The following is a 21,188-nucleotide window of genomic DNA, read 5'->3' as shown; positions in this document are numbered from 1 at the left end:
CTATTGCTTTCCACCGGAGAAAGGAATTTTTATAGTATGAATATTTTGCTAAGAAAAACGATACTTATCAGCTTATTGTGCTTTAAAACACTACTCTACGCACAGACCTATGGCGAGATGTCGTTAAAAAGAACAGATAAGCTTAATACTCAAAAAGCAGAATTACTTCAATTAGAAAAGGCGTATACTTATCTAGACACTTCAGAAGATGCCAAAGCATACAACATTAGCCATCGAATACTCAAAAACTCAGTATATGAATCCAGCCGAATAGCAGCAAATATAGTACTGGGGGTATATTTTAATGATAAAAATATTGCAGATTCTGCGCTTTTTTATGGTAATCGTTCTTTAGCGCTCCTTGAACCAAAAACGGACACCTTAGCCATGCTTAAAAAAACTGAGGTGTATAATATCATTGCCAACGCTTATGGTGATAAAAGTTTGCTCGAAAAAAGTAAAAAATGGCATCTCAGAGGAATCGAACTTTCTAAAAAATATCACGATAAAGCAGAATATTATCGAAAGCTGAACAATTTGGCCTCAGTGTATATGAGGCAACAAGATTTTAATTTTGCCCTCCAATTATTAGAAGAGTGCTTAGCCTATGATAAAGATCCTGAATTCATTTTTTCTTGCTATATTAATTTAGCTTCGATTTACTCTTATAAAAATGATTATGAAAAATCTTTAATTTATTTAAAAAAGACGTTATCATTTTTCCGAAATGCGAAGGAGCTCAGGAAAAAAGTGATTATCCTGCAAAACATTGGGGTACAGTACCATTTATTAAAACAACCTGACTCTGCAAAACAGTATTATATTAGAGCATACAAGTTAGGAAAAGAAAAACAATATCATCGGCCTACACTCGATGCCATAAACAACTTGGCATTACTCAATAAAGACAATAAAAACTACGCGGAGGCTACTGCTGCCTATGAAAAAGCATTATTGATGTGTGAAGAGTTAGGATATCTTGATAAACAGATTACTATTTATCAAGAACTCAAAAATATTGCAGAGATCCAGGCGAATTACAAAGCCTCTTTAGCGTATTTTGAGAAAGAAATAGCAATCAAAGATTCAATTCAAAAACTACAGCGCGATAAAGAAATTCAGGAACTTGAAGTAAAATTTAAAACCGCCCAAAAAGAAAAAGAAATTGAGTTTTTACAAATTGAAAATAAAAACAAACAACTTACCGTAGCCAATCAAACCGAAGCGATTAAAAATCTAAAGCTGCAACAAGAGTTAGAAAAAAAGAATAATGAAATCGCTCAAAAAGAGAATCAAAATAAAATCTTAGCCTTTCAGCGGGTGTCCGAACAAAGAGAAAGTCAAATTAATCTATTAAAAAAGGATCAACAACTGAAACAGGCAAGTATTATAAGAGAAAAAGGCATTAAAAACACCATACTCTATTCATTTTTGATCATCATGATTCCGATCATTGGCCTCCTGGTAATGTATTATCAAAAATTACAGACACAGCACAAACTCAACGCGCAACAAGAAGAAATTAATACTCAGAGAATTAAATCCATCATTAAAGATCAAGAATTAGAAATCATCAAAGCAAGTGTTGAAGGCCAGGACATGGAAAGAAAACGAATAGCACAAGAGCTACACGATAGTATTGGTGGTAATTTAGCTGCAATTAAGTTACAGCTTTCCCATTTTGTAAAAGAGGAGCAGTCTTTACAGGATATCAACCTCCAAATCGATGACACCTACCAACAGGTACGAAATATCTCGCATACCTTGATTCCTAAAAAGTTTCGAAATAACGATTTTTGCGACATCATTGAAGAATATTTGATAAAAATTGGAAACGCCAGTAACTTAGAAACTAATTTTCAAGCCTATCCTCGAAAAGCCATAAATCAACTCACTGAGCAAATTCAGATAGAAGTCTTCAAGATTGTTCAAGAACTTTTAACCAATACGATAAAGCACGCACAAGCAAAGACTGTTGACGTTCAGTTAAACTATAGAGATGAACAATTGAACTTAATTTTTGAAGACGATGGGATAGGTTTTGATCCGGAAACCATTAACCAGGGACTAGGTTTACTCAGTATCAAAAACCGACTATCGTCAATTCATGGCACACTACAAATGGACTCCTCAAAAGGAAGGGGCTCTTTAATCAATATCGATATAAATACTACAAAATCTATTGTACATGAAAAGGTATAATGTAATCATAGCCGATGACCACAAAATGTTTTTAGATGGATTGACCAGTATATTGGCTTCTGAAGGAGATCTCAACATACTGCTCACCGCCAAAGATGGTAATCAAGTCATCAAATTTTTAGAGGTGAACCCAAAAGAAACTATAGATTTAGTTATTACAGATATCTCAATGCCAGATCTTAACGGTATTGAATTAAATAGTTTAGTTAAAAAACATAATTCGAGAATAAAAACATTGGTGGTTAGCATGCACAATGATCCGATCATGACTGAAGAATTAATCACCAACAATGTGGATGGGTACGTGCCAAAAAATGCCGAAAAACTAGAATTAATTAAAGCGATCAGAACGCTACTTAAGGGAGATAAGTATTTTTCAACTCAAATTAAGGAAGCTTATCTACAAAATAAGTTTACGCAACAAAAAGAGCAAGAAGTAAAACTCACCAAACGCGAAATCGAAGTCATAACACTAATAGCCGAAGAGTACACCACTCAAGAAATCGCAGATCAGCTTTTTTTAAGTAAACATACGGTAGAAAGCTACCGCAAGAATCTTATGGCCAAACTTAATGTCCGTAACTTAGCAGGGTTGACAAAATACGCTCTGCGCAAAAAATATATCAAAGCCTAAAAAGCAGATTAACTCTTTTTAAAACCATTATTGAAACGATAACTCAATACAAATCCGTGTGTATTGTTAATTGGTGTGTTTCTCGTTGTTTGATTATAGCTATAGACAATACGCCAGGAATCAAACATATAAAATCCAGCTAATAGATTGATAGAAGTGTCTGTTCGGTATCCACCCCCAACTTCAAACTTGTTTTTATAATTGATAATCGTATTAAAATCGAATTGTAAAGGTGCTCCGACGACATATTTTAATAAAACGCTAGGCGTAATTAACACCTCTTGAAAACGGGTTGCAAAAAACCGATAGCCCGCATTTAAATACCATGGTCTTTCGAGATTCAAATTGTTTTCATTCGATAATGTATCTCCTAGTAGATTTGGAGCAGATACTCCAATAAAGATATGTTCTCTATTAAATCGGATTCCCGCTCCAATAACTGGTACTGCAGTATCTATATTTGCCGCAAAATTAGGATCATTATCAATTCCTAAAGCTAATAAATCCTCATTATATAATGCTACTCCGGCGGTAATACCAAAGCTAAGTACGCTCGGATTATAACTCCACCATCGGACTCGGTTGTAATTATGATCTAGATTGATTTTATAAGATAATGATCCTGAAATGAAAGAGGTGGTGGTAACCCCTATCTCATCGTACATTACTCCTAAACCAAGGCCTAGTTTTTCGGATCTTAGACTAGAGTTCATTAAAACTCCAAGGGTTCTTGCACTACCCTCAAATTGATTTAAATATCCTCTATTAGTCAATGTTATATCCGTTTGTGGAAAATAGCCAGCTTCCGCTGGATTAATGAGTAAAGCATTATAGTTATAGTCCGAAAAACTTGGTGTTTGTTGTGCTGTACTATACTGTTGGAAAACTAGTATATAAATTATGAGTTGTAAAAATTGAAATCCCCTTGTCATTACTTATCGTTTTAAAATGATAAATCCGTTTGTTTTTCTTAATTGGTGTGCTCCGTTTATACTAATATTGAAGAAATAGGTACCTTCAGGAAGCTCTCCACCTCCTAGGCTAGTTTTACGATTTGCTTGGCCCCTAAATACCCTAGAGCTGTTATTGTATCCATTGATTTCAAAAACCAGGTCTCCCCATCGGTTAAAAATCTGAACTGTATTATTTGGATAGTTTTCGATATTGTGAATTTGCCAATATTCATTGATACCATCTCCATCTGGGGAGAAACCATATTTTGTTTCATCATCGGGTAATGGATCAACAAAAATGGTTACCGTGTCTTCTAGCAAACATCCCTCATCACTAATAAAGCTGATGGTATAGGTAGTTGTCTGCAACGGAAACGCTATGGGATTTGCTACACTTCCATCATTAAGCGTATCATCAGGTGACCACTGGATTAGACCTGTGCCGGGTAGCGTAGCCGATAATTGTACCCGTTCGCCTTCGATAATGGTTTGATTATTCCCTGCATCTATACTAAGTTGAGAAGGAAACACGGTAAAATTACACGTAGACAGGTTTCCACTAGCATCAATGGCCTCTATCCTTACCGTTGTTGTGGAAGTAATACGAGATCCTGGTGGAGGAATTTGTCGTCTTGTAACCTCAGCATCACAATCATCAGTGATCGTTAATTGCGTCATATAATTTGGTAAAACAGATTCACAGCCCAACTCCTGATCCTCTATACAACTGATTATTGGAGCTTCCGTATCCGTTGAATTTAGGGTTATCGTACATTGCGATGTATTTCCTGATATATCAGCAGCTGTGAATGTAACTGTCATTCCATTTTCGAAAGCCGTTCCCGCCTGTGGACGCTGTATAATGGTAACCAAATCACTACAGGCATCCTCAGCAGTTACCAAATCGATAAAATTAGGGATTGTTGTTTGTTGACAACTTAACTGCTGATCTTCAATACAATTGATAACCGGTGGTTCCGAATCTATTGAATTACGTACTGTAATAGCACATCGCGATGCATTTCCAGAAGCATCTGTTGCCGTAAAAGAAATTGTCATACCTTCAGTAAACGCAGTGCCCGGTGCTGGTGATTGAACAATCGCAACTACATCACTACAATTATCGGTAGCAGTAAGCATAGCTGTGTAGTTAGGTAACGTAGTTTCTGTGCACTCCAACTCTTGATCGTCAATACAACTGATCACTGGAGCTTCAGTATCTGTGGCTGAGTTCACATTGATAGTACATCGTGACTCATTACCCGAAGCGTCTGTAGCCGCAAACGTAACTGTCATGCCATCAGTAAACGCAGTGCCAGGCGCTGGCGATTGAACAATCTCAACTACATCACTACAATTATCCGTAGCAGTAAGCATAGCCGTGTAGTCAGGTAGCGTAGTTTCTGTGCACTCCAACTCTTGATCGCCAATACAACTGATCACTGGAGCTTCAGTATCCGCGGCTGAATTCACTGTTATGATACATCGCGATACATTACCCGAAGCGTCTGTAGCCGTAAACGTAACTGTCATGCCATCAGTGAACGCAGTGCCCGGTGCTGGCGATTGCGCAATGGCAACTACATCACTACAATTATCCGTAGCAGTAAGCATAGCTGTGTAGTCAGGTAACGTAGTTTCTGTGCACTCCAACTCTTGATCGCCAATACAACTGATCACTGGAGCTTCAGTATCCGATGCTGAATTCACTGATATGGTACATCGAGATACATTACCAGAAGCATCTGTTGCCGTAAAGGTAATTGTCATACCTTCAGTAAACGCAGTGCCAGGCGCCGGCGACTGAACAATCTCAACTACATCACTACAATTATCTGTACCAGTAAGCATAGCTGTGTAGTCAGGTAGCGTAGTTTCTGTGCACTCCAACTCTTGATCGCCAATACAACTGATCACTGGAGCTTCAGTATCCGCGGCTGAATTCACTGTTATGATACATCGCGATACATTACCCGAAGCGTCTGTAGCCGTAAACGTAACTGTCATGCTATCAGTGAACGCAGTGCCAGGCGCTGGCGATTGATCAATTGCTATTACATCACTACAATTATCCGTAGCAGTAATCATAGCCGTGTAGTCAGGTAGCGTAGTTTCTGTACACCCCAACTCCTGATCGTCAATACAACTGATCACTGGAGCTTCGGTATCTGGAGCTTGATTTACAACGATACTACAGCTACTTTCGTTCCCTGAAGCATCTGTGGCTGTAAAGGTAACCGTCATTCCTTCTGTAAACGCAGTGCCAGGCGCTGGAGATTGAGCAATCGCAACTACATCACTACAGCTATCGGTTGCAGTAAGCATAGCTGTATAGTCAGGTACCGTCGTTTCTGTACACCCCAACTCTTGATCACCAATACAACTGATCACTGGAGCTTCAGTATCCGATGATGAATTTACTGTTATGATACAACGCGAAACATTACCCGAAGCGTCTGTAGCCGTAAACGTAACTGTCATGCCATCAGTGAACGCAGTGCCAGGCGCTGGCGATTGATCAAATGCTATTACATCACTACAATTATCCGTAGCAGTAAGCATAGCTGTGTAATCAGATAGCGTAGTTTCTGTGCACTCCAACTCTTGATCGCCAATACAACTGATCACTGGAGCTTCAGTATCCGCGGCTGAATTCACTGTTATGATACATCGCGATACATTACCCGAAGCGTCTGTAGCCGTAAACGTAACTGTCATGCCATCAGTGAACGCAGTGCCAGGCGCTGGCGATTGATCAAATGCTATTACATCACTACAATTATCCGTAGCAGTAATTAAATTGATATAGTTGGGCAGTATAGTTTCCGTGCACTCCAACTCTTGATCATCAATACAACTAATCACTGGAGCTTCGGTATCTGGAGCTTGATTTACAACGATACTACAGCTACTTTCGTTCCCTGAAGCATCTGTGGCTGTAAAGGTAACGGTCATACCGTCAGTAAACGGTGTGCCCGCAACAGGATCTTGTGTAATCGTTGGATTAGGATCATCAACATCCGTAGCGGTAACCAACGTAGTGTAATCTGGGAGCACTGTTGTTCCACAACTTAACTCCTGATCTCTTGGACAGGTCATTTCTGGGGCTTCAGTATCATCAATGGATAAAGTTCTTACATTATTTAAATGATAAATCTGGCCTTGATTTCCAACTGCATCTTCTAAAAAGAGATATACATCATATGTTGTATTAGAAGCTAGTGAGGAAATAACCTCTGTAACATCAGTATTTGCAATATTCATGGAAAAATTTCCGTTTACAATTGCTCCGGTTCCATTAAGAATATCATCATAATCAGAATCGCCAGAAAAATTCCCGGGATAAATAGCATAATGAATGGTTCCTGTTTCTGGTCCATTAACTAGTAATGTAAAACCTGAAGTTGTTTCATCAATAGCCTGAGGGTAATTCGTATTCAATTGCATTGCATAATGATCCCCACCGAAAACAACGTAGGCTGCACCTCCGTTTCCTAAAACAAAATCAGCAACTCCATCTCCATTAAAATCTCCATCTCCTCCAACAGGTCTTCCGCTACCTCCTCTCAAACCTTCTATGACAAAACCAGTAGTACCATCAAGGTTGGTTTCATTTATAGGATCAGGAAATCCTGCTGAACTACCGAATACTACATAGGCAATGGGGGAGCCAGAACTACCGCTTCCAAAAGTGGAAATAAAATCATCAATTCCATCCTGATTTATATCTCCTAAAGCAGCAGCAACAGAAATTGCGGGCAAATTAAACCCATTTGTACCATCAATGTCACTTAATTCAAAATTGGCAGGAAAGGGATCCGAACTACCAAATATTGCCAAACCTTCAGAAAAAATATCATCGATATTATCATTATTAATATCACCTAATAAACCCACATAGGCTAAAAATGATCCACCAGTATGCTGTATGGTAAATCCATTGGATCCATCCAAAGTTCCATCAACATTTTCGATATTATTAAATGAACTTCTTCCAAATAAAACGTGTGTACGCTCCTGTCGAGACCCAAAACTACTTGACCAATCCCCTAGTATGATATCATTGAACCCATCATTATTTACATCTCCAGCGCTTCCAACAAGATATGAAGCTCTTAAAGTAGACGAGTATCCATCAATTCTAAAGCCATTAATTCCACCAACCCAACTTTGATTAATAGTTGCTGGAAAATCACTGGTTCTACCAAAAATAACTAAAGCATCTGTAGAAGTAAATACGGGGCCTACTATAAAATCACTATTACCATCACCGTTAACATCCCCTAAACCTGCAACCTCATTGAAACGGTTACCCTCAATGATAAAACCATTAGTACCATCTAAATCATTTTTATCAAAACGAGCTGGAAATGCATCAGAACTACCATAGATCACTAGGGCATCAATATCACCAGCTGTTACAAAATCATCGATGCCATCTCCATTTACATCCTCTATTGCACTAATTGAAGAACCAATTCTCTCCTCATCTTCAATACCCTCCATGATAAAACCATTGGTACCATCTAATGAAAGTAAGTCAAAATCAGCCGTAAAACCTGTTGATGAACCGAAAATAACATATATAGACCCCGCTCTTGTCAACCCATTAAAAGAAGCATAGTTTGCTCCAATAGCAACATCATCCAAGCCATCATTATTAATATCACCAATAAAATCAACTTCTGCTCCAGTCCTTGCTCCATTCAACACCCCAGGTGTTCTAAAACCATTATTCCCGTTTAGCGTAGAAAGATCAAAATTAGCCGGGTAATACTGCTGAGCAAACAAAGCTGAAGTTAAAAAAAAGTATACTAAAAGTGTAAAATAGTTAGCTTTTGCTATTCCTAGTTTAGTCTGTATCATAATATATTTCCCCAAAAAAAATTAACGTTACAAAACTATAACGCATAGCCGAGGATTCTCCCCCCTGATTCAGGGGTATTTTTTTTGAAAAAACAATACAATTACTCCCTACTACCCCATTTACAGGGTAGCCATTTTCACGGTTAGAGGTGCAAAAACATAGTGAAGTTCGGTTGCATATTTGCACTGTGTTCAACAACACAAATACAATTACTAACCTTTAAAACAATCAATTATGACTTGGGGAATCTCATTAATTTTACTAAGTATTATAGCAGTACCATCATTACTGTTAGCCAAAAAACAAAATGCAAAAGAACTATTAGCTAAGATCGAACCGTATCAAGGATGGATTGGTTTAGTTTTTTGTTTTTGGGGAGTTTGGGGTATTATCACCGCTGTACTTAATTTAGGATGGTTAACTACTTACCCTATTTGGTGGGCATCTTTATTAGCGGGTAATATCGTATCTGCTGTACTAGGCTTTATGCTAGGATTTGGATTAATCAATAAGTTTTTCTTATCCAAAAGCGAAGCGGCTAAAGATAAAGCAGATCAGTTACGCAAAAAATTGGCGCCCAAACAAGGTAAATTAGGAATATTAGGCCTTTGTGTCGGGGCGTGGATGATTGTAGCCTCCTTTTTATTCTTCTAGACGGGTTTACTTGTCCTCAAATTTAAAAACAATTTAAATCAATTTACAAATCATTTAAAACTCCTTTAATTTATGAAAACTAAGATTTTAGTGGCCTTTAGTATATTGTTTGCAGTAGCAATAACAACTACACAAGCTCAAAAGTTAAAAAAATTCGGTAGCTCTGTTGAGAAAAAAATAGGACCTAAGACTATCCAGGTACCGTATACGGATGTAATCTCCTATTTAGGTTATGCCGCGCCAGATAATGAGGATGAAGTAAAAGATGACAAAAAGTTTTATTACATCTATGTATGGGTGCCATTAGTTGCACCAGAGATTTGTGTACGTATGCTATCTCCGGTGGGAAAAACAAAGGTTAAAAATGCCATTACTGCAGAAGCTTTTACCGCTAATAAAGACAGTGAAGATTATTTTGACACCTATATCACCTTAGAGCGTTCGGATATCATTAGTCAAGATAAAATCACGGAAGATGCAGTAAAAAATGCCAACTGGGTGACCTTAGCCTCTAATGATGATAGCAGCGAAATGCCTGAGCAACCAAGTGGAAGTAGCTATAACTCATTATTGCGCTATAAGAGTGATGCCGGCAACCCTACCAAGGCCTTAACTGCAGGATTGTACCGCATTGGTTTTACTACCTATAAAAGAGGTGAAGTAAAAGGAACATTCCTAGCTGAGGTAGCAGCACCTATAAAATTACCAGGTGTTGTAATGGCCAAAACCATTGAAGGACTTAAAAAAACACTATAATTTAGTACATAAAGCATAGGAACTATTGTTCCTGTGCTTTATTAACAAGACTGGTTAAGATAAGACTTGGTAGCCTAACACTTCCTTTACGTACCAACAGCAAAAGCATATGTAAAAGTTGTCAACTATTTAAGATCAATTCTAGGCTCCCATTATATCAAAATCCATGTAGACACTAATTAGCAAAATCTCAAAGGAACACAACCTATCATTATTTTTGTCTTTTTTGCCCTAACCAAAAGTATACACTATACTATAAATGAACATTTTGTGGGACTATGCGGGGTAAACTTGCTCTCCTTTGATATTATCTAGGTCGAGAAAAATTTAAAAAAGCAATTAGGCTCTTACAACGATGCGTAGCAGTAGAGCCTATTGCTAACCATTACAGCATTTTTGCTGAACTATTTTTAGACATTGGACACCATAAGAGAAACCTATGAAATACATTACTCTACTTACTTTTTTAGTACTATTTACAAACTGCGAAGCTCAAGAAACGAAACTTCTTCTTCGTCAAAAATTAATAGCTGATTTATCAGCAACACCAATATATCCGAGATTAACCGAAGATATAAATGGACAGCTTGCATGGAAAGAAAATTTTAAATATTTAGACCATATTGACATTTATTCAATCACCTATTTAAGTGATGGTTTGAAAATAAACGGACTTATGGTTACCCCAAAGAAAAAAGGAAAATATCCTTGTATAATATACAATCGCGGCGGAAACAGGAATTCTGGTGCACTTAAAACTGCTCACGGCGCCATTACACTTGGTCAAATTGCCAAAGAAGGGTATGTGGTAATTGCTAGTCAATATAGAGGAAATGGAGGAAGCGAAGGAAAAGAGGAATTTGGCGGCAAAGATGTTAATGATATAACTATTTTACCAGAGGTCTTGAAAGAAATAGAAGATGCAGATACAGATAAAATTGGCATGTACGGTTGGAGTCGTGGCGGAATGATGACCTATATAGCATTGACTAAAACGGATAATATTAAAGCAGCTGTTGTTGGTGGAGCAGTTTCTGATCACTTTAGCTCTATTAAAGATAGACCAGAAATGGAAAAAGGTGTTTTATCAGAACTGATTCCGGATTACGCTAAAAATAAAGATATCGAATTAGAAAAAAGGTCCGCAATAAAATGGGCAGATCAATTTCCAAAAGATGTACCGATATTAATGCTACACGGCAATTCTGATTGGAGAGTAAAACCAGAACAAAGCCTAAACCTTGCTTTGGAATTTGAAAAAAATAGAATTCCGTACAGACTTATACTGTTTGAAGGTGGCGACCACGGTATTTCTGAACACAAAGATGAAGTTAACGAGCAAGTTTTAAATTGGTTTGATAAGTATCTAAAGAACGATGAACAATTGCCGAACATGGAATATCACGGAAGATAAAAACGGTATAAAACGTTTATAGCACTAACCAGGCTAAAGTATCCACCGAAAAAGCATTGGGTTTGGATTTGGCTTGCGAGCCTGCACAACGAATCTAAGAGGAGGTAATAACATTAAAGAAGCGCAATCAGCGCGGGGAAGATAGGTTAGCCCTATCGGTTTGAGTTGAGTGGCCTGAAAAGCAATGCTTTTCAGGCTTTTTTTATAGTTTGATGTGCTGTTTCATCTTTTCGACAATATTATAAGCTGCTGGGCAAATCGCTGTGTTTTTTACGGTAAGGTTACCGATCTGATGAAATTTTTTACGATCGGTATGTGGGTATTCCCGGCACGCTTTTGGCCGAACTTCATAAATACTGCAATAGTTATCAGCCCCTAAAAAGGTACAGGGCACGGACTGCAACACCAAATCCCCATCCTCATCGCGTCGCAAATATTGCGCTTCGAACTGTTGGGGTTTCAATTTAAAAAATTTGGCAATGCGTTCTACATCTTTATCCGTAAAGAGTGGTCCGGTCGTTTTACAACAATTGGCACAATCCAGGCAGTCTGTCCGCTGAAACTCTTCATCGTGCAATTGCTGCATAGTTTGGTCTAAATTTTTTGGCGGCTTTTTTTTTAGCTTCGCAAAGAATTTTTTGTTTTCCTTATGTTTATCTTTGGCCAGTTGCGGAAGCTGTGCTATAAAATCTTGCATGTGGACAAAGGTACAAAAGTATGTCTTTGGTCCGCGTAAAGGATAGGACGAAAATCCCGCAGCGCTGCGTGCGCGAGGAATTGTAGGGATAGCCTGGTCCCGACCGATCGGGATACGCCATACCAATTTAATTAAACAACCTATGAATCCAGATATTTTTGGAGCTGCCATACAAGATTATTACGCTGACCAGTATAGCGAAGATATTGTGGTACAAGCCGCAGATTTTGATGATGATAGTATCCCTATCCCCTATCTTTTTAGGTCTTATGAAGAGATGCCGCCCTTAGAACAAAAAGCGCTATCGCTCTGTCGAGGTACGGTACTCGATGTAGGCTGTGGAGCGGGGAGTCATGCTTTGTATTTACAGAACGAGTGCAAACTACAGGTTACGGCTATCGATAGCTCTGCCGGTGCAATTGGCGTTTGTCAACAACGCGGTGTACAGCAAGCAGAAGTGAGTACGCTTTATGATTGGAAAAAATCAGGTTTTGATACAATCATTTTATTGATGAATGGCAGCGGTATCATCGGTCGACTACAGGAGATCGATCGCTTTTTTACCCATCTCAAAAGTCTACTACAACCTAATGGACAAGTGCTGATCGACTCCTCGGATCTTGCCTATTTATTTATGGAAGAAGACGGTGGGTTTTGGGTAGATGCAGCAGCGGGGTATTATGGCGAAATGCAATATCGCTTGCAGTACAAAAATCAAGTGTCGGATTGGTTTGATTGGTTATACCTAGACTATAACACCTTGCAAAATGCCGCTAATCACCACGGTTTTGTATGCGAATTAGCCTACGAAGGCGATCATTATGACTATTTAGCACAATTAACTTGGGTCGATAGCTAATTTCGGTACACTATTTGATACAAATAGTGCCTATAAACAAACCACAAATCATTTCATTAGATGCCAATCACAAAATTAATCGGAGCAGCTGCGGGGATCTTACTACTTTTTAGTGCCTGTACCGTGGATGAGGCCGACCCAATACAACAACTGCGAGAACCACATATGTTACCCTTAGGCTCTGCTGCAATAGACCTGCTCACCGACACAAAGTATAGGAGTCTTACTGTAGAAATCGTTGCTGCACAAGATTATGCGCTTTCGCCCTGGGCGGTAGAAAAGTTTACCAGCTTTTTAACTACACACTTAGCTAAGCCCGACGGTATTTTTATAGAACAACGCGTCCTCAACGTAGCTCATAGTGGATCCCTAACCATTGCTGAAGTTTTGGAGCAAGAACGACAAACCCGAAGTTTATATAGCAAAGAAGATCATATAACCGTGTACATCTTTGTTGCAGACGGAACTTTTCATTTGGATAATGACACCCATAAAACGCTTGGATCTGCGTACCACAATACGTCTATGGTCATTTATGGCAAAACGCTGCGAGCGCTAAGCCAACGGCCAGACATGCCGCTATTATCCGTATTAGAAGCCACTACACTTACACATGAATTTGGTCACTTACTAGGATTGTCGGATGATAATCGCCACGCTAAGGATCATAGTGACGGGCATTGCAATGAGGAAGGATGCCTTATGGAAGCTGCCATACGGTTTGATTCCGGATTGTCTATTATCGACAAAAACATACCTGATTTGGGTCCTAAATGCTTGTTGGAGCTCAACGCTAAAAAAAATCAATAACCCATTGACCTAAATAAACTAAGGTTGCCTTTATCGCCAAAGCGAATTATGGGCAACCTTACGTTTATTTTATTATTTTACCAGGTGTTAATACACCTTTACCCCGTTGAGATACGTAGCATTAACTTTGATATTGGGCAATTGCTGCTCTGGAGCCGTCATCATATCCTGTTCCAGGATCACAAAATCCGCTAATTTACCAGCGGTGATGCTGCCCTTTTCTTTTTCTTCAAAATTACTATAGGCTGCCCATAGTGTCATTCCTTTTAACGCTTCTTCTCGGGTCAGTGCATCTTTCATTTGAAAACCACCCTCAGGATAGTGCTCTAAATCCTTACGGGCAACTGCCGCATAAAAGGTATAAAAAGGACTTACATTTTCTACCGGGTAATCCGTACCTAGTGCCAGTTTACCTGTTTTATCCAATAATGTCTTATAGGCATAAGCACCCTGCACGCGCTCCTCACCTAAGCGATCCTCTGCCCAATACATATCACTGGTAGCGTGGGTAGGTTGTACACTCATTACTAAGTTATCATCCAGGGCTTCAAACTCCTCTGGGGCAACCACCTGAGCGTGTTCTACACGCCAGCGACGATCTTTTTGATCTTTCAACACATCGTAATAGGTGTTGATCACCACCGCATTGGCAGAATCACCAATGGCGTGGGTATTCATCTGAAAAGGCGATTTTGCTAATCGCTGTGCCAGCGTTTTAAATTGATCTACACCAATAACCATAGCCCCATAATGATTTTCTTTGTCGCTATACGGAGCTTTTAATACGGCACCTCTAGAGCCAAGTGCCCCGTCTGCATATACTTTAAAGGAAGACACATTTAAACGCTCTGTTTTGTAAGGTCCTTCATCCAGGTATTGCTCTACATACGCGGGTACATTGCTCACCATAGCATACACCCGGATTTGCAATTCATTGTTTTGCTGTAAGCTATCAATGAGTGCAATGGCCGATGGACTTAAACCCGCATCATCCACCGTGGTTAATCCATAACTAAAGTTAATCTTCTCGGCTTCCTTTAATCCATTGATCTGCTCTTGTAAGGAAGGCTGAGGAATGATCGCCGATACCATAGCCATTGGGTTATCGATTAAGACTCCTGTTAGTTCACCCTCCTGGATAACGATTTCGCCTCCTGCTACCTTAGTATCCACGGTAATCCCAGCAAGATCCAAAGCCTTTTGGTTTGCCAAATACGCGTGTCCATCTACTCGGGTTACCGCAACCGGTGTATCCGGAAACAGGCTATCTAGTTTATCTTTGGTGGGAAATTCCTTTATGGCCCAATCGTTTTGATCCCAACCGCGACCGGTAATAAAAGGTACATTTTTTTCTTTTTGGAAGGCTACAATGCGATCCAACACCTCTTGATAACTCTTGGTACCGGTAAGATCTACTTTTTGGAGTTGTAAGCCTAAATTATAAAAATGACAATGGGCATCGATAAGTCCTGGTACAATGGTTTTGCCCTGGGCGTCGACTACTTCTGTTGCTTCAAAAGATTCTTTAAGCGTTTTACCGGCACCTATGGCCACAAATTTACCGTCTTTAACCACAAAGGCCTCTGCTTTGGGTTGGGTATCGTCTACGGTATAGACTACTGCATTATGTACTAAAAGATCTACCTTTTCTTTGGGCGTTTGACAAGCCGCTAAAAAAAGCAAGGCGCTCAGCGCCACTACGAAATTTTTCATGTGAATTGTTGAGTTTATTGATGATTTTTATTCAAAAGCTAAAAATACAGATTAAAACGTATAAGTTTCTTATGGTTTTCTAAAAGTTTAGTTGCCCGTATAGGATTGCCATTGGATAAGCAGGTATTTTTGTTTTCCGTTTTGAACGGTTGACAGAAATCCAAACTCATAACAGAACAAATACACCTCTCCTTTTTTATTTTTCCAGTAGTGGGTAAAGTAATTGGGGTTAAATCCCTCGGCAAGTAGCGTTTCTTTTCGTATTGTGGCCAACCCGGCTTTGTTATAATTTTTGAGCAATTTTCGATTCTGTTTTAACTGTCGGTCGATCTTTTTAAACTGCGTGTTTTTATTTTCTTTATGTTGGTGATAATACCAGGCGGATCGACAGTATGCAGAACAATACTTTTTATCGACTCTCCCTTCAAAAATTTCTTTACAATAGACACATTTTCGTTCCATAACTACTATTTACAAGTATAGTGTACTTTAGTAGCCAAATGTTACCTATCCATCAAATTAAACGTTTATTAAACGTTTAATTCGACGCTTTTGTTTGTAGTATATCCCAAATTCGTTGATTTTTGAGCGACGTGCAGCATCCTCATAAACATATCACCTTAAAGCATCTCTATATCGATCAACAAAAAATGATTGGATTACTCTTTTATTCCGATAAGGTATTGGAAGCCCTCATCAAGACGTTGCCAAATGCAGCGTGGAGCCCTGTTTATGGTATGTTTTATATTGAAAACACCAAGAAAAATCTAAACCTAATTTTTGAAACCTTTAGCGGTATCGCTTGGATCAATTGCAATTATTTTTTTAAAAACAGAATTATACAGCGGGACAATCCAGAAGTATCCCAAAATTTTAGGCAACAACAGCTCCAAAAAAAGCGGAATTGTCCTGAAGCTTATATCCAAAAGCTAATCATAAAACGCTATTCTAAAAATACCATTAAAAGCTATATCAGCGCTTTTGAAACTTTTATGGAGCATTTTGCAGACATTGAAATCGATAGTCTATCCGAAAATGACATACGAAGTTATATACGGTATTTGCATCAAGAAAAAAAGTCCAATTCGTATATTAATTTAGCGATTAACTGTATTAAATTCTATTATGAAATCGTACTTGGAATGCCCAATAGGTTCTATGCAGTTGAGCGACCACGAAAACAGCGAAAGTTACCAAAGGTGATATCAAAAGCTGCGGTACTTTCCATGATAGATAAGACCAATAACCTTAAGCACAGGTGCATTTTAAGTCTGCTCTACTCTGCTGGATTACGAAGAAGTGAGCTACTTAACTTAAAACTCACTGACATTGACAGTCAGCGCATGTTGATCCATGTCATACAGGCTAAGGGTAATAAGGATCGGTATACGCTACTATCAGCCACCGTACTAAAAGAATTAAGATCCTATTATAAAGCGTGGAAACCCCAAACCTATGTTTTTGAGGGGGCTCCTGGTCAACCATACTCTAGTGCAAGTGTAGCAAAAATCGTTAACAGCGCAAGTCAAAAGGCCGGTATTACCCAAAGCGTAACCCCACATACGCTAAGGCATAGTTTCGCGACCCACCTGTTAGAGCAAGGTACGGACCTACGATATATCCAGGCATTATTGGGGCATAGCTCTAGCAAAACAACCGAAATCTATACCCATGTGGCTACCAATAGCTTTAGAATGATAAAAAATCCATTAGATTTGTAAAAAAGATAAAGGATATAAACACACCGGTGTGTTTATTCCTACGTTAGGCACAATTAGAAAAATGAAAAACAGAAAGTATTTAGTTTACATTGTGGCATTTATCTCAATTTCATTTTTCCAATGTAAATCACAAACGGAAAATAAATCAAACGAGAGCGAAGACACACAAAATAATAAGATTTATATCAACCCAAATTATAGCGGAGAAACTATCGAACCTGAAACATATAATGTGACAGGAAAGGTTTACAATATCTTTATTTTCAATGAAACTTCAAATTCGATAAGTGCTAATGAAAAAGTGACAATTAAGCCTAACGAAAGTTATGTATTTAAAATACCTGACACAATGGGTATTGCACTTGATAACGGAATTCAATTCTTCTTTGGAGAAACAGAAGGATTAGAAGTGATTGACAATAAAATTCAAGTAGCTGGATTAGGTGGAGAGTGGCTCGAAAAATTAAATGTACCTAAATCTGCGGATTGGGCGTTTTCAATATTAAATCCAGGAGAAGGAGACCCAATCCCAGAATAAGAACGAAATGAAAAAACTGTTTTTAGATGACGTTAGGACTATCGAAATGATTTATGATAAATCAATGGAATCTGAATTCGATATAGTTCGGACTTATGACGAATTTGTTGCTTACATAACAGAAAATGGATTGCCGAATTATATAAGTTTTGACAATGACCTCGGACTTGACAAAAACGGAATCGTCGCTTTGGACGGACTGGCTTGTGCGAAATGGTTAGTTTATGAATCTGGACTTGATTTGCGGAATTTAGAATTTAAAGTTCATTCTGCGAATCCAGTCGCATCTGAACAAATAAAAGGACTTTTAAATAATTATATAAAACATTTAAAAACAACGAAATAAAATAACTGTGCCTAACACCGTGTATAGCTCATTGCGGCTGAATTCCTAATCGGAATTCATTGCAATTTACTATCTTTCGGTTACGGCGGAAAATCATAGCTGATTTTCCACAACGAGCCATACACAAAACCGTTGGCAAACATTAAAACTGAATGAAAAAATTAAGCATTCTACTTTTTATCTTAGTTTCATCTATTTCCTCTGGACAACAAAACGATTTTGATGAATTGCTTGATCTTTTCGAAGAACATAAAAAAAGTATACCACAAGAATTAGCATCCAAGTACTTCAATTTTAAACCTGACAAAAGATTCGGAGATCTTTTAACGGATAAAGTTGTTCTTAAAACTGATAATTTCATTGCCTTATCAACTCATCTTGACTGTTTTGCTGGAGGAATGTGTCAAAGTTCTACATTGACAACGTTTGATTTGAATGGTAATCGAATATCCGAAACAGCATTTGAAAGTGAAATGGCTGACTGTTCATTCCAAAGTTCAAGAGAATTAATCTTTAAATCCGAAGACCTAATTGTTATAAAAAACATCGAAATTGAAGAAGATTGCAGTGGAGAAACTGACTTTAGAAAAGAGGAGCTAATACTTGAATTTAAAAGTTTAGATTCTATTGGAAACTTTGGTTATTCCAAATATCAAAAAATTGATCTAAGAAGAGATCACCCCTATTCTTCATTCAAGTTATTTTCTAAAAAAGATCTTCAGTTGATGAAAAAGGAGAATCTACCAATCATTAGAAACGAAATTTTTGCCGCTTATGGATATGAATTTAAAAGTAAGAAATGGCAAGATTTTTTCTCGAAAAAGGTTTGGTATAAGCCAATATCTAATGATGTAACGGACAAACTTTCAATCATCGAAAAAAGAAATGTGGAATTAATAACTGAATTGGAAAAAAAATAAACGATTTGCCAACAAGATATATGTGATCATAGCAACTAAGTGATTAATCCAATGGTCTGTGTATATTTGGTTAGGCGCAATGCTTGCAAAAGTAATCCCGACGCTTCGGGAAGCAATCAATGCCTAGAAAAATCAAAAATCAGGGTAACAATTTGCCCTGCAACGACACATATATTAAACGTTGCAGCTCATTAGTATTTAAAAAAGTGGCTTAAAAGCAGCTTTTGGGCATGAGTTTTTTGCAAAGCAATCGCATTAGATTCTAGCAAAAATAGATTTCGATTTTTTCGGAAGTTGATAGCGATTTTTTTAAATCAAAAGCTCTTGGCCATCAAGTTCGACTTGAGATCTGGGCGGTTTAAAATTGATTTTGCTCCAAGCTTTAAATTCGACTTGATTGGCGCTCAAAACCAGAGTTTTTGCAGAAAAATATCAATCAGATTTGCTGTCAAATTCGACTGGAGATTTTTGGCGATTGAAAAAAAAGTATGGCTTTAAATCTCAGAAGTTCGACTTTCGTTCTGCTTTTAAGCCGAAAGTTCTGGATTCAAGTGCTGAAAAAGTGATTTTGCCTATATTTGGCGTTGAAAAAAAATAATAAAAACGAAGCTGCAACAAAAGCTAAATGTCCATGCCTTGCGACTGCTTCGTCACGGCATTTAGCAGGGCCGTTGGGCATAATTATGAACAAATCAATTTCAATCATGTTAACCTTTCTTTTTGGAATCCAAATGGCAATTGGACAGGAAAAGAATGAAATTAATGATTGGGACAAAATAGTGATAGGAGATGTATATGGTGGATGGTCACATTTTGACAATAAATACCAAGTCAAAAAAGATGATTTATTGCTCACAGCTTTGAATAAACCTGATTCGACATTTAAAAAAGTTGATTCTAAATCAATCTCTGAACTTATCTATTTACTAAACAACCCGTCAGATTCAAGAAATAATCCTTTGACTTTCTTTGGCAAGGATTCATTGTGGCTTAACCAAAATGCAGAACAACTTTGGATTGAATATAAAAATGACAGAAAGACTACAAAAGAGATAGATTCAATCGCTATAAATACCATAAAAGACTTTAAAAAAGCTAACCGAATAGCTTGGACAATTCAAGGTTCACATTGGACTGATGACTATCCCGTAGTTTATGTTCATTTAATCAAAGAAAATGACACATTATCATTGTCAACAAATGGACAATATCCTTATATGCTTCCTTGGAATTTTAAAGGACAAAAACTTTATAATCAAAGAGTTTCAGAAATAATTGCCGATTTATTACCTAATATTAAACAAAGTAATAAAAAGAGATTGAGTGGAAATAACTTTAATTACCACTTTATAGAGAAAATTCACAGAGCATATATTGAGGATAAAGAGAACTACATTGAAGCCAGAAATAAATACTCAAGTACATTTAAGCTGTTAGAAAAGGAATTTGAAATTAAAAAAGCAGAAATTACTGATATGTCCTCTATTGAATGGGGAGGAAATTTTGGTAGGACTTGCCTTGAAATGTCTTTAAAGGATTCTACTGTCTCAAAGAACATAGAATTTTACACAATTTATGGAACAAATAAACTATTGAACTCGCCAAAAAACATTATTGACAAAAAAGATAAATTAATAGAATTACTAAAAGAAAATCCTGTCTACAAGTACACTTTGAATTGTCAAAATTGTTTGGGAGAAATACATTGGGTTAAATCTCAATCTTTGAGTAAAGAAGCGGAAAAGAGTTTTAAGGAAGATTTAGTTGATAATGGAATTGACAAAAACAAATACAATGGCAAGTATGGAAATGCAATATTCTATGAATTGACAGAGTATCGAAATTCTAAAAGGAGCTTTTCGAGATGGATTTTCCTAAATGACGGAACTTTGATTTTATGGCAATTGAGAGGAAAATACTTAATGAATTTACCCGATAGTTTTGCCGAAAACCAAGGATATATATGCAAAGAAATTGAACCTATAAAAATAACTATGCCCAACAATGGCTCCTATGAAAAGCCTTAGTCCGGTTTCTCTAATTTAATATTTTATTTTTAATTATCTCATAGTGTTGATTTTTAAGTGTTTAAATGTTGGCAAAT

The 21,188-nt window shown here is 37.6% G+C and carries 18 protein-coding genes; 13 read left to right on the top strand and 5 right to left on the bottom strand.

Going from position 1 to position 21,188, the window contains the following annotated elements:
* Positions 1–36 precede the first annotated feature (36 nt).
* Both EV197_RS07895 and EV197_RS07890 read left to right on the top strand, forming a co-directional pair.
* Positions 37–2,202, top strand: a complete 2,166-nt coding sequence (locus tag EV197_RS07895) for a tetratricopeptide repeat-containing sensor histidine kinase (RefSeq protein WP_207224197.1) — start codon at positions 37–39, stop codon at positions 2,200–2,202.
* Positions 2,189–2,836: a response regulator transcription factor gene (locus EV197_RS07890; RefSeq protein ID WP_130286224.1), complete on the top strand. Its 648-nt coding sequence runs from the start codon at positions 2,189–2,191 to the stop codon at positions 2,834–2,836. Before EV197_RS07895 ends, EV197_RS07890 begins: the two co-directional genes overlap by 14 nt.
* An 8-nt stretch (positions 2,837–2,844) precedes the next feature.
* Here the strand turns inward: EV197_RS07890 and EV197_RS07885 are convergent, their stop codons facing one another.
* Positions 2,845–3,768, bottom strand: coding sequence for a PorP/SprF family type IX secretion system membrane protein (locus tag EV197_RS07885; RefSeq protein WP_130286223.1), 924 nt, complete (start codon positions 3,766–3,768; stop codon positions 2,845–2,847).
* A gap of 3 nt (positions 3,769–3,771) precedes the next feature.
* Positions 3,772–8,655, bottom strand: a complete 4,884-nt coding sequence (locus EV197_RS07880; RefSeq protein ID WP_130286222.1) for an HYR domain-containing protein — start codon at positions 8,653–8,655, stop codon at positions 3,772–3,774.
* A gap of 235 nt (positions 8,656–8,890) precedes the next feature.
* On the opposite strand from EV197_RS07880, the gene EV197_RS17040 reads away from it, so the two are divergent.
* The 3 genes from EV197_RS17040 to EV197_RS07865 all read left to right on the top strand — a co-directional run bounded on the left by EV197_RS17040 (position 8,891) and on the right by EV197_RS07865 (position 11,480).
* Positions 8,891–9,310, top strand: coding sequence for a hypothetical protein (locus EV197_RS17040; protein ID WP_165389023.1), 420 nt, complete (start codon positions 8,891–8,893; stop codon positions 9,308–9,310).
* A gap of 72 nt (positions 9,311–9,382) precedes the next feature.
* Positions 9,383–10,066, top strand: coding sequence for a Lipl32 family lipoprotein (locus tag EV197_RS07870; protein ID WP_130286221.1), 684 nt, complete (start codon positions 9,383–9,385; stop codon positions 10,064–10,066).
* A 439-nt stretch (positions 10,067–10,505) separates the two neighbouring features.
* The gene (locus EV197_RS07865) at positions 10,506–11,480 is read left to right on the top strand and encodes an alpha/beta hydrolase family protein (protein WP_130286220.1); all 975 of its coding nucleotides are present in this window, start codon (positions 10,506–10,508) and stop codon (positions 11,478–11,480) included.
* Positions 11,481–11,682: 202 nt separating this feature from the next.
* On the opposite strand, the gene EV197_RS07860 is transcribed toward EV197_RS07865, so the two are convergent.
* Entirely contained in the window at positions 11,683–12,177 is a 495-nt protein-coding gene (locus EV197_RS07860; protein ID WP_130286219.1) for a YkgJ family cysteine cluster protein, read from the bottom strand.
* A 142-nt stretch (positions 12,178–12,319) separates the two neighbouring features.
* Here EV197_RS07860 and EV197_RS07855 point away from each other — a divergent pair, with 142 nt between their 5' ends.
* The gene (locus EV197_RS07855) at positions 12,320–13,036 is read left to right on the top strand and encodes a class I SAM-dependent methyltransferase (RefSeq protein ID WP_130286218.1); all 717 of its coding nucleotides are present in this window, start codon (positions 12,320–12,322) and stop codon (positions 13,034–13,036) included.
* A 60-nt stretch (positions 13,037–13,096) separates the two neighbouring features.
* Positions 13,097–13,846, top strand: a complete 750-nt coding sequence (locus EV197_RS07850; RefSeq protein ID WP_130286217.1) for a zinc metalloprotease — start codon at positions 13,097–13,099, stop codon at positions 13,844–13,846.
* Positions 13,847–13,933: 87 nt separating this feature from the next.
* Here the strand turns inward: EV197_RS07850 and EV197_RS07845 are convergent, their stop codons facing one another.
* Both EV197_RS07845 and EV197_RS07840 read right to left on the bottom strand, forming a co-directional pair.
* Positions 13,934–15,559, bottom strand: a complete 1,626-nt coding sequence (locus tag EV197_RS07845; protein ID WP_130286216.1) for an amidohydrolase — start codon at positions 15,557–15,559, stop codon at positions 13,934–13,936.
* Positions 15,560–15,646: 87 nt separating this feature from the next.
* The gene (locus EV197_RS07840; protein ID WP_130286215.1) at positions 15,647–16,021 is read right to left on the bottom strand and encodes a hypothetical protein; all 375 of its coding nucleotides are present in this window, start codon (positions 16,019–16,021) and stop codon (positions 15,647–15,649) included.
* A 188-nt stretch (positions 16,022–16,209) separates the two neighbouring features.
* On the opposite strand from EV197_RS07840, the gene xerA reads away from it, so the two are divergent.
* From xerA to EV197_RS07810, 6 genes are all read left to right on the top strand, one after another.
* The gene (gene xerA / locus EV197_RS07835; RefSeq protein WP_130287086.1) at positions 16,210–17,280 is read left to right on the top strand and encodes a site-specific tyrosine recombinase/integron integrase; all 1,071 of its coding nucleotides are present in this window, start codon (positions 16,210–16,212) and stop codon (positions 17,278–17,280) included.
* Positions 17,281–17,308: 28 nt separating this feature from the next.
* Entirely contained in the window at positions 17,309–17,818 is a 510-nt protein-coding gene (locus EV197_RS07830; RefSeq protein ID WP_130286214.1) for a hypothetical protein, read from the top strand.
* A 7-nt stretch (positions 17,819–17,825) separates the two neighbouring features.
* Entirely contained in the window at positions 17,826–18,164 is a 339-nt protein-coding gene (locus EV197_RS07825; RefSeq protein ID WP_130286213.1) for a cyclic-phosphate processing receiver domain-containing protein, read from the top strand.
* 152 nt (positions 18,165–18,316) lie between these two features.
* On the top strand, positions 18,317–19,084 hold the full coding sequence (locus tag EV197_RS07820; RefSeq protein WP_130286212.1) for a YARHG domain-containing protein: 768 nt from the start codon (positions 18,317–18,319) through the stop codon (positions 19,082–19,084).
* Between the two features lie 397 nt (positions 19,085–19,481).
* Entirely contained in the window at positions 19,482–19,682 is a 201-nt protein-coding gene (locus EV197_RS07815; RefSeq protein WP_130286211.1) for a hypothetical protein, read from the top strand.
* Entirely contained in the window at positions 19,663–21,111 is a 1,449-nt protein-coding gene (locus EV197_RS07810) for a hypothetical protein (protein WP_130286210.1), read from the top strand. The genes EV197_RS07815 and EV197_RS07810 overlap by 20 nt, the downstream gene beginning before the upstream one ends.
* Positions 21,112–21,188: the final 77 nt, after the last annotated feature.

Origin of the sequence: Aquimarina brevivitae, assembly GCF_004216895.1 — a bacterium.
In the GTDB taxonomy this organism is placed as follows: domain Bacteria; phylum Bacteroidota; class Bacteroidia; order Flavobacteriales; family Flavobacteriaceae; genus Aquimarina; species Aquimarina brevivitae.
The sequence above is the reverse complement of the archived record's forward strand: the minus strand, read 5'-3'. Positions and strand labels throughout refer to the sequence as shown.

What these genes read in the sequence shown, in the direction of transcription:
- EV197_RS07895 (WP_207224197.1), top strand. Translation starts at nt 37, where the DNA reads ATGAATATTTTGCTAAGAAAAACGATACTTATCAGCTTATTGTGCTTT.
- EV197_RS07890 (WP_130286224.1), top strand. Translation starts at nt 2,189, where the DNA reads ATGAAAAGGTATAATGTAATCATAGCCGATGACCACAAAATGTTTTTA.
- EV197_RS07885 (WP_130286223.1), bottom strand. Translation starts at nt 3,768, where the DNA reads ATGACAAGGGGATTTCAATTTTTACAACTCATAATTTATATACTAGTT.
- EV197_RS07880 (WP_130286222.1), bottom strand. Translation starts at nt 8,655, where the DNA reads ATGATACAGACTAAACTAGGAATAGCAAAAGCTAACTATTTTACACTT.
- EV197_RS17040 (WP_165389023.1), top strand. Translation starts at nt 8,891, where the DNA reads ATGACTTGGGGAATCTCATTAATTTTACTAAGTATTATAGCAGTACCA.
- EV197_RS07870 (WP_130286221.1), top strand. Translation starts at nt 9,383, where the DNA reads ATGAAAACTAAGATTTTAGTGGCCTTTAGTATATTGTTTGCAGTAGCA.
- EV197_RS07865 (WP_130286220.1), top strand. Translation starts at nt 10,506, where the DNA reads ATGAAATACATTACTCTACTTACTTTTTTAGTACTATTTACAAACTGC.
- EV197_RS07860 (WP_130286219.1), bottom strand. Translation starts at nt 12,177, where the DNA reads ATGCAAGATTTTATAGCACAGCTTCCGCAACTGGCCAAAGATAAACAT.
- EV197_RS07855 (WP_130286218.1), top strand. Translation starts at nt 12,320, where the DNA reads ATGAATCCAGATATTTTTGGAGCTGCCATACAAGATTATTACGCTGAC.
- EV197_RS07850 (WP_130286217.1), top strand. Translation starts at nt 13,097, where the DNA reads ATGCCAATCACAAAATTAATCGGAGCAGCTGCGGGGATCTTACTACTT.
- EV197_RS07845 (WP_130286216.1), bottom strand. Translation starts at nt 15,559, where the DNA reads ATGAAAAATTTCGTAGTGGCGCTGAGCGCCTTGCTTTTTTTAGCGGCT.
- EV197_RS07840 (WP_130286215.1), bottom strand. Translation starts at nt 16,021, where the DNA reads ATGGAACGAAAATGTGTCTATTGTAAAGAAATTTTTGAAGGGAGAGTC.
- xerA (WP_130287086.1), top strand. Translation starts at nt 16,210, where the DNA reads ATGATTGGATTACTCTTTTATTCCGATAAGGTATTGGAAGCCCTCATC.
- EV197_RS07825 (WP_130286213.1), top strand. Translation starts at nt 17,826, where the DNA reads ATGAAAAAACTGTTTTTAGATGACGTTAGGACTATCGAAATGATTTAT.
- EV197_RS07820 (WP_130286212.1), top strand. Translation starts at nt 18,317, where the DNA reads ATGAAAAAATTAAGCATTCTACTTTTTATCTTAGTTTCATCTATTTCC.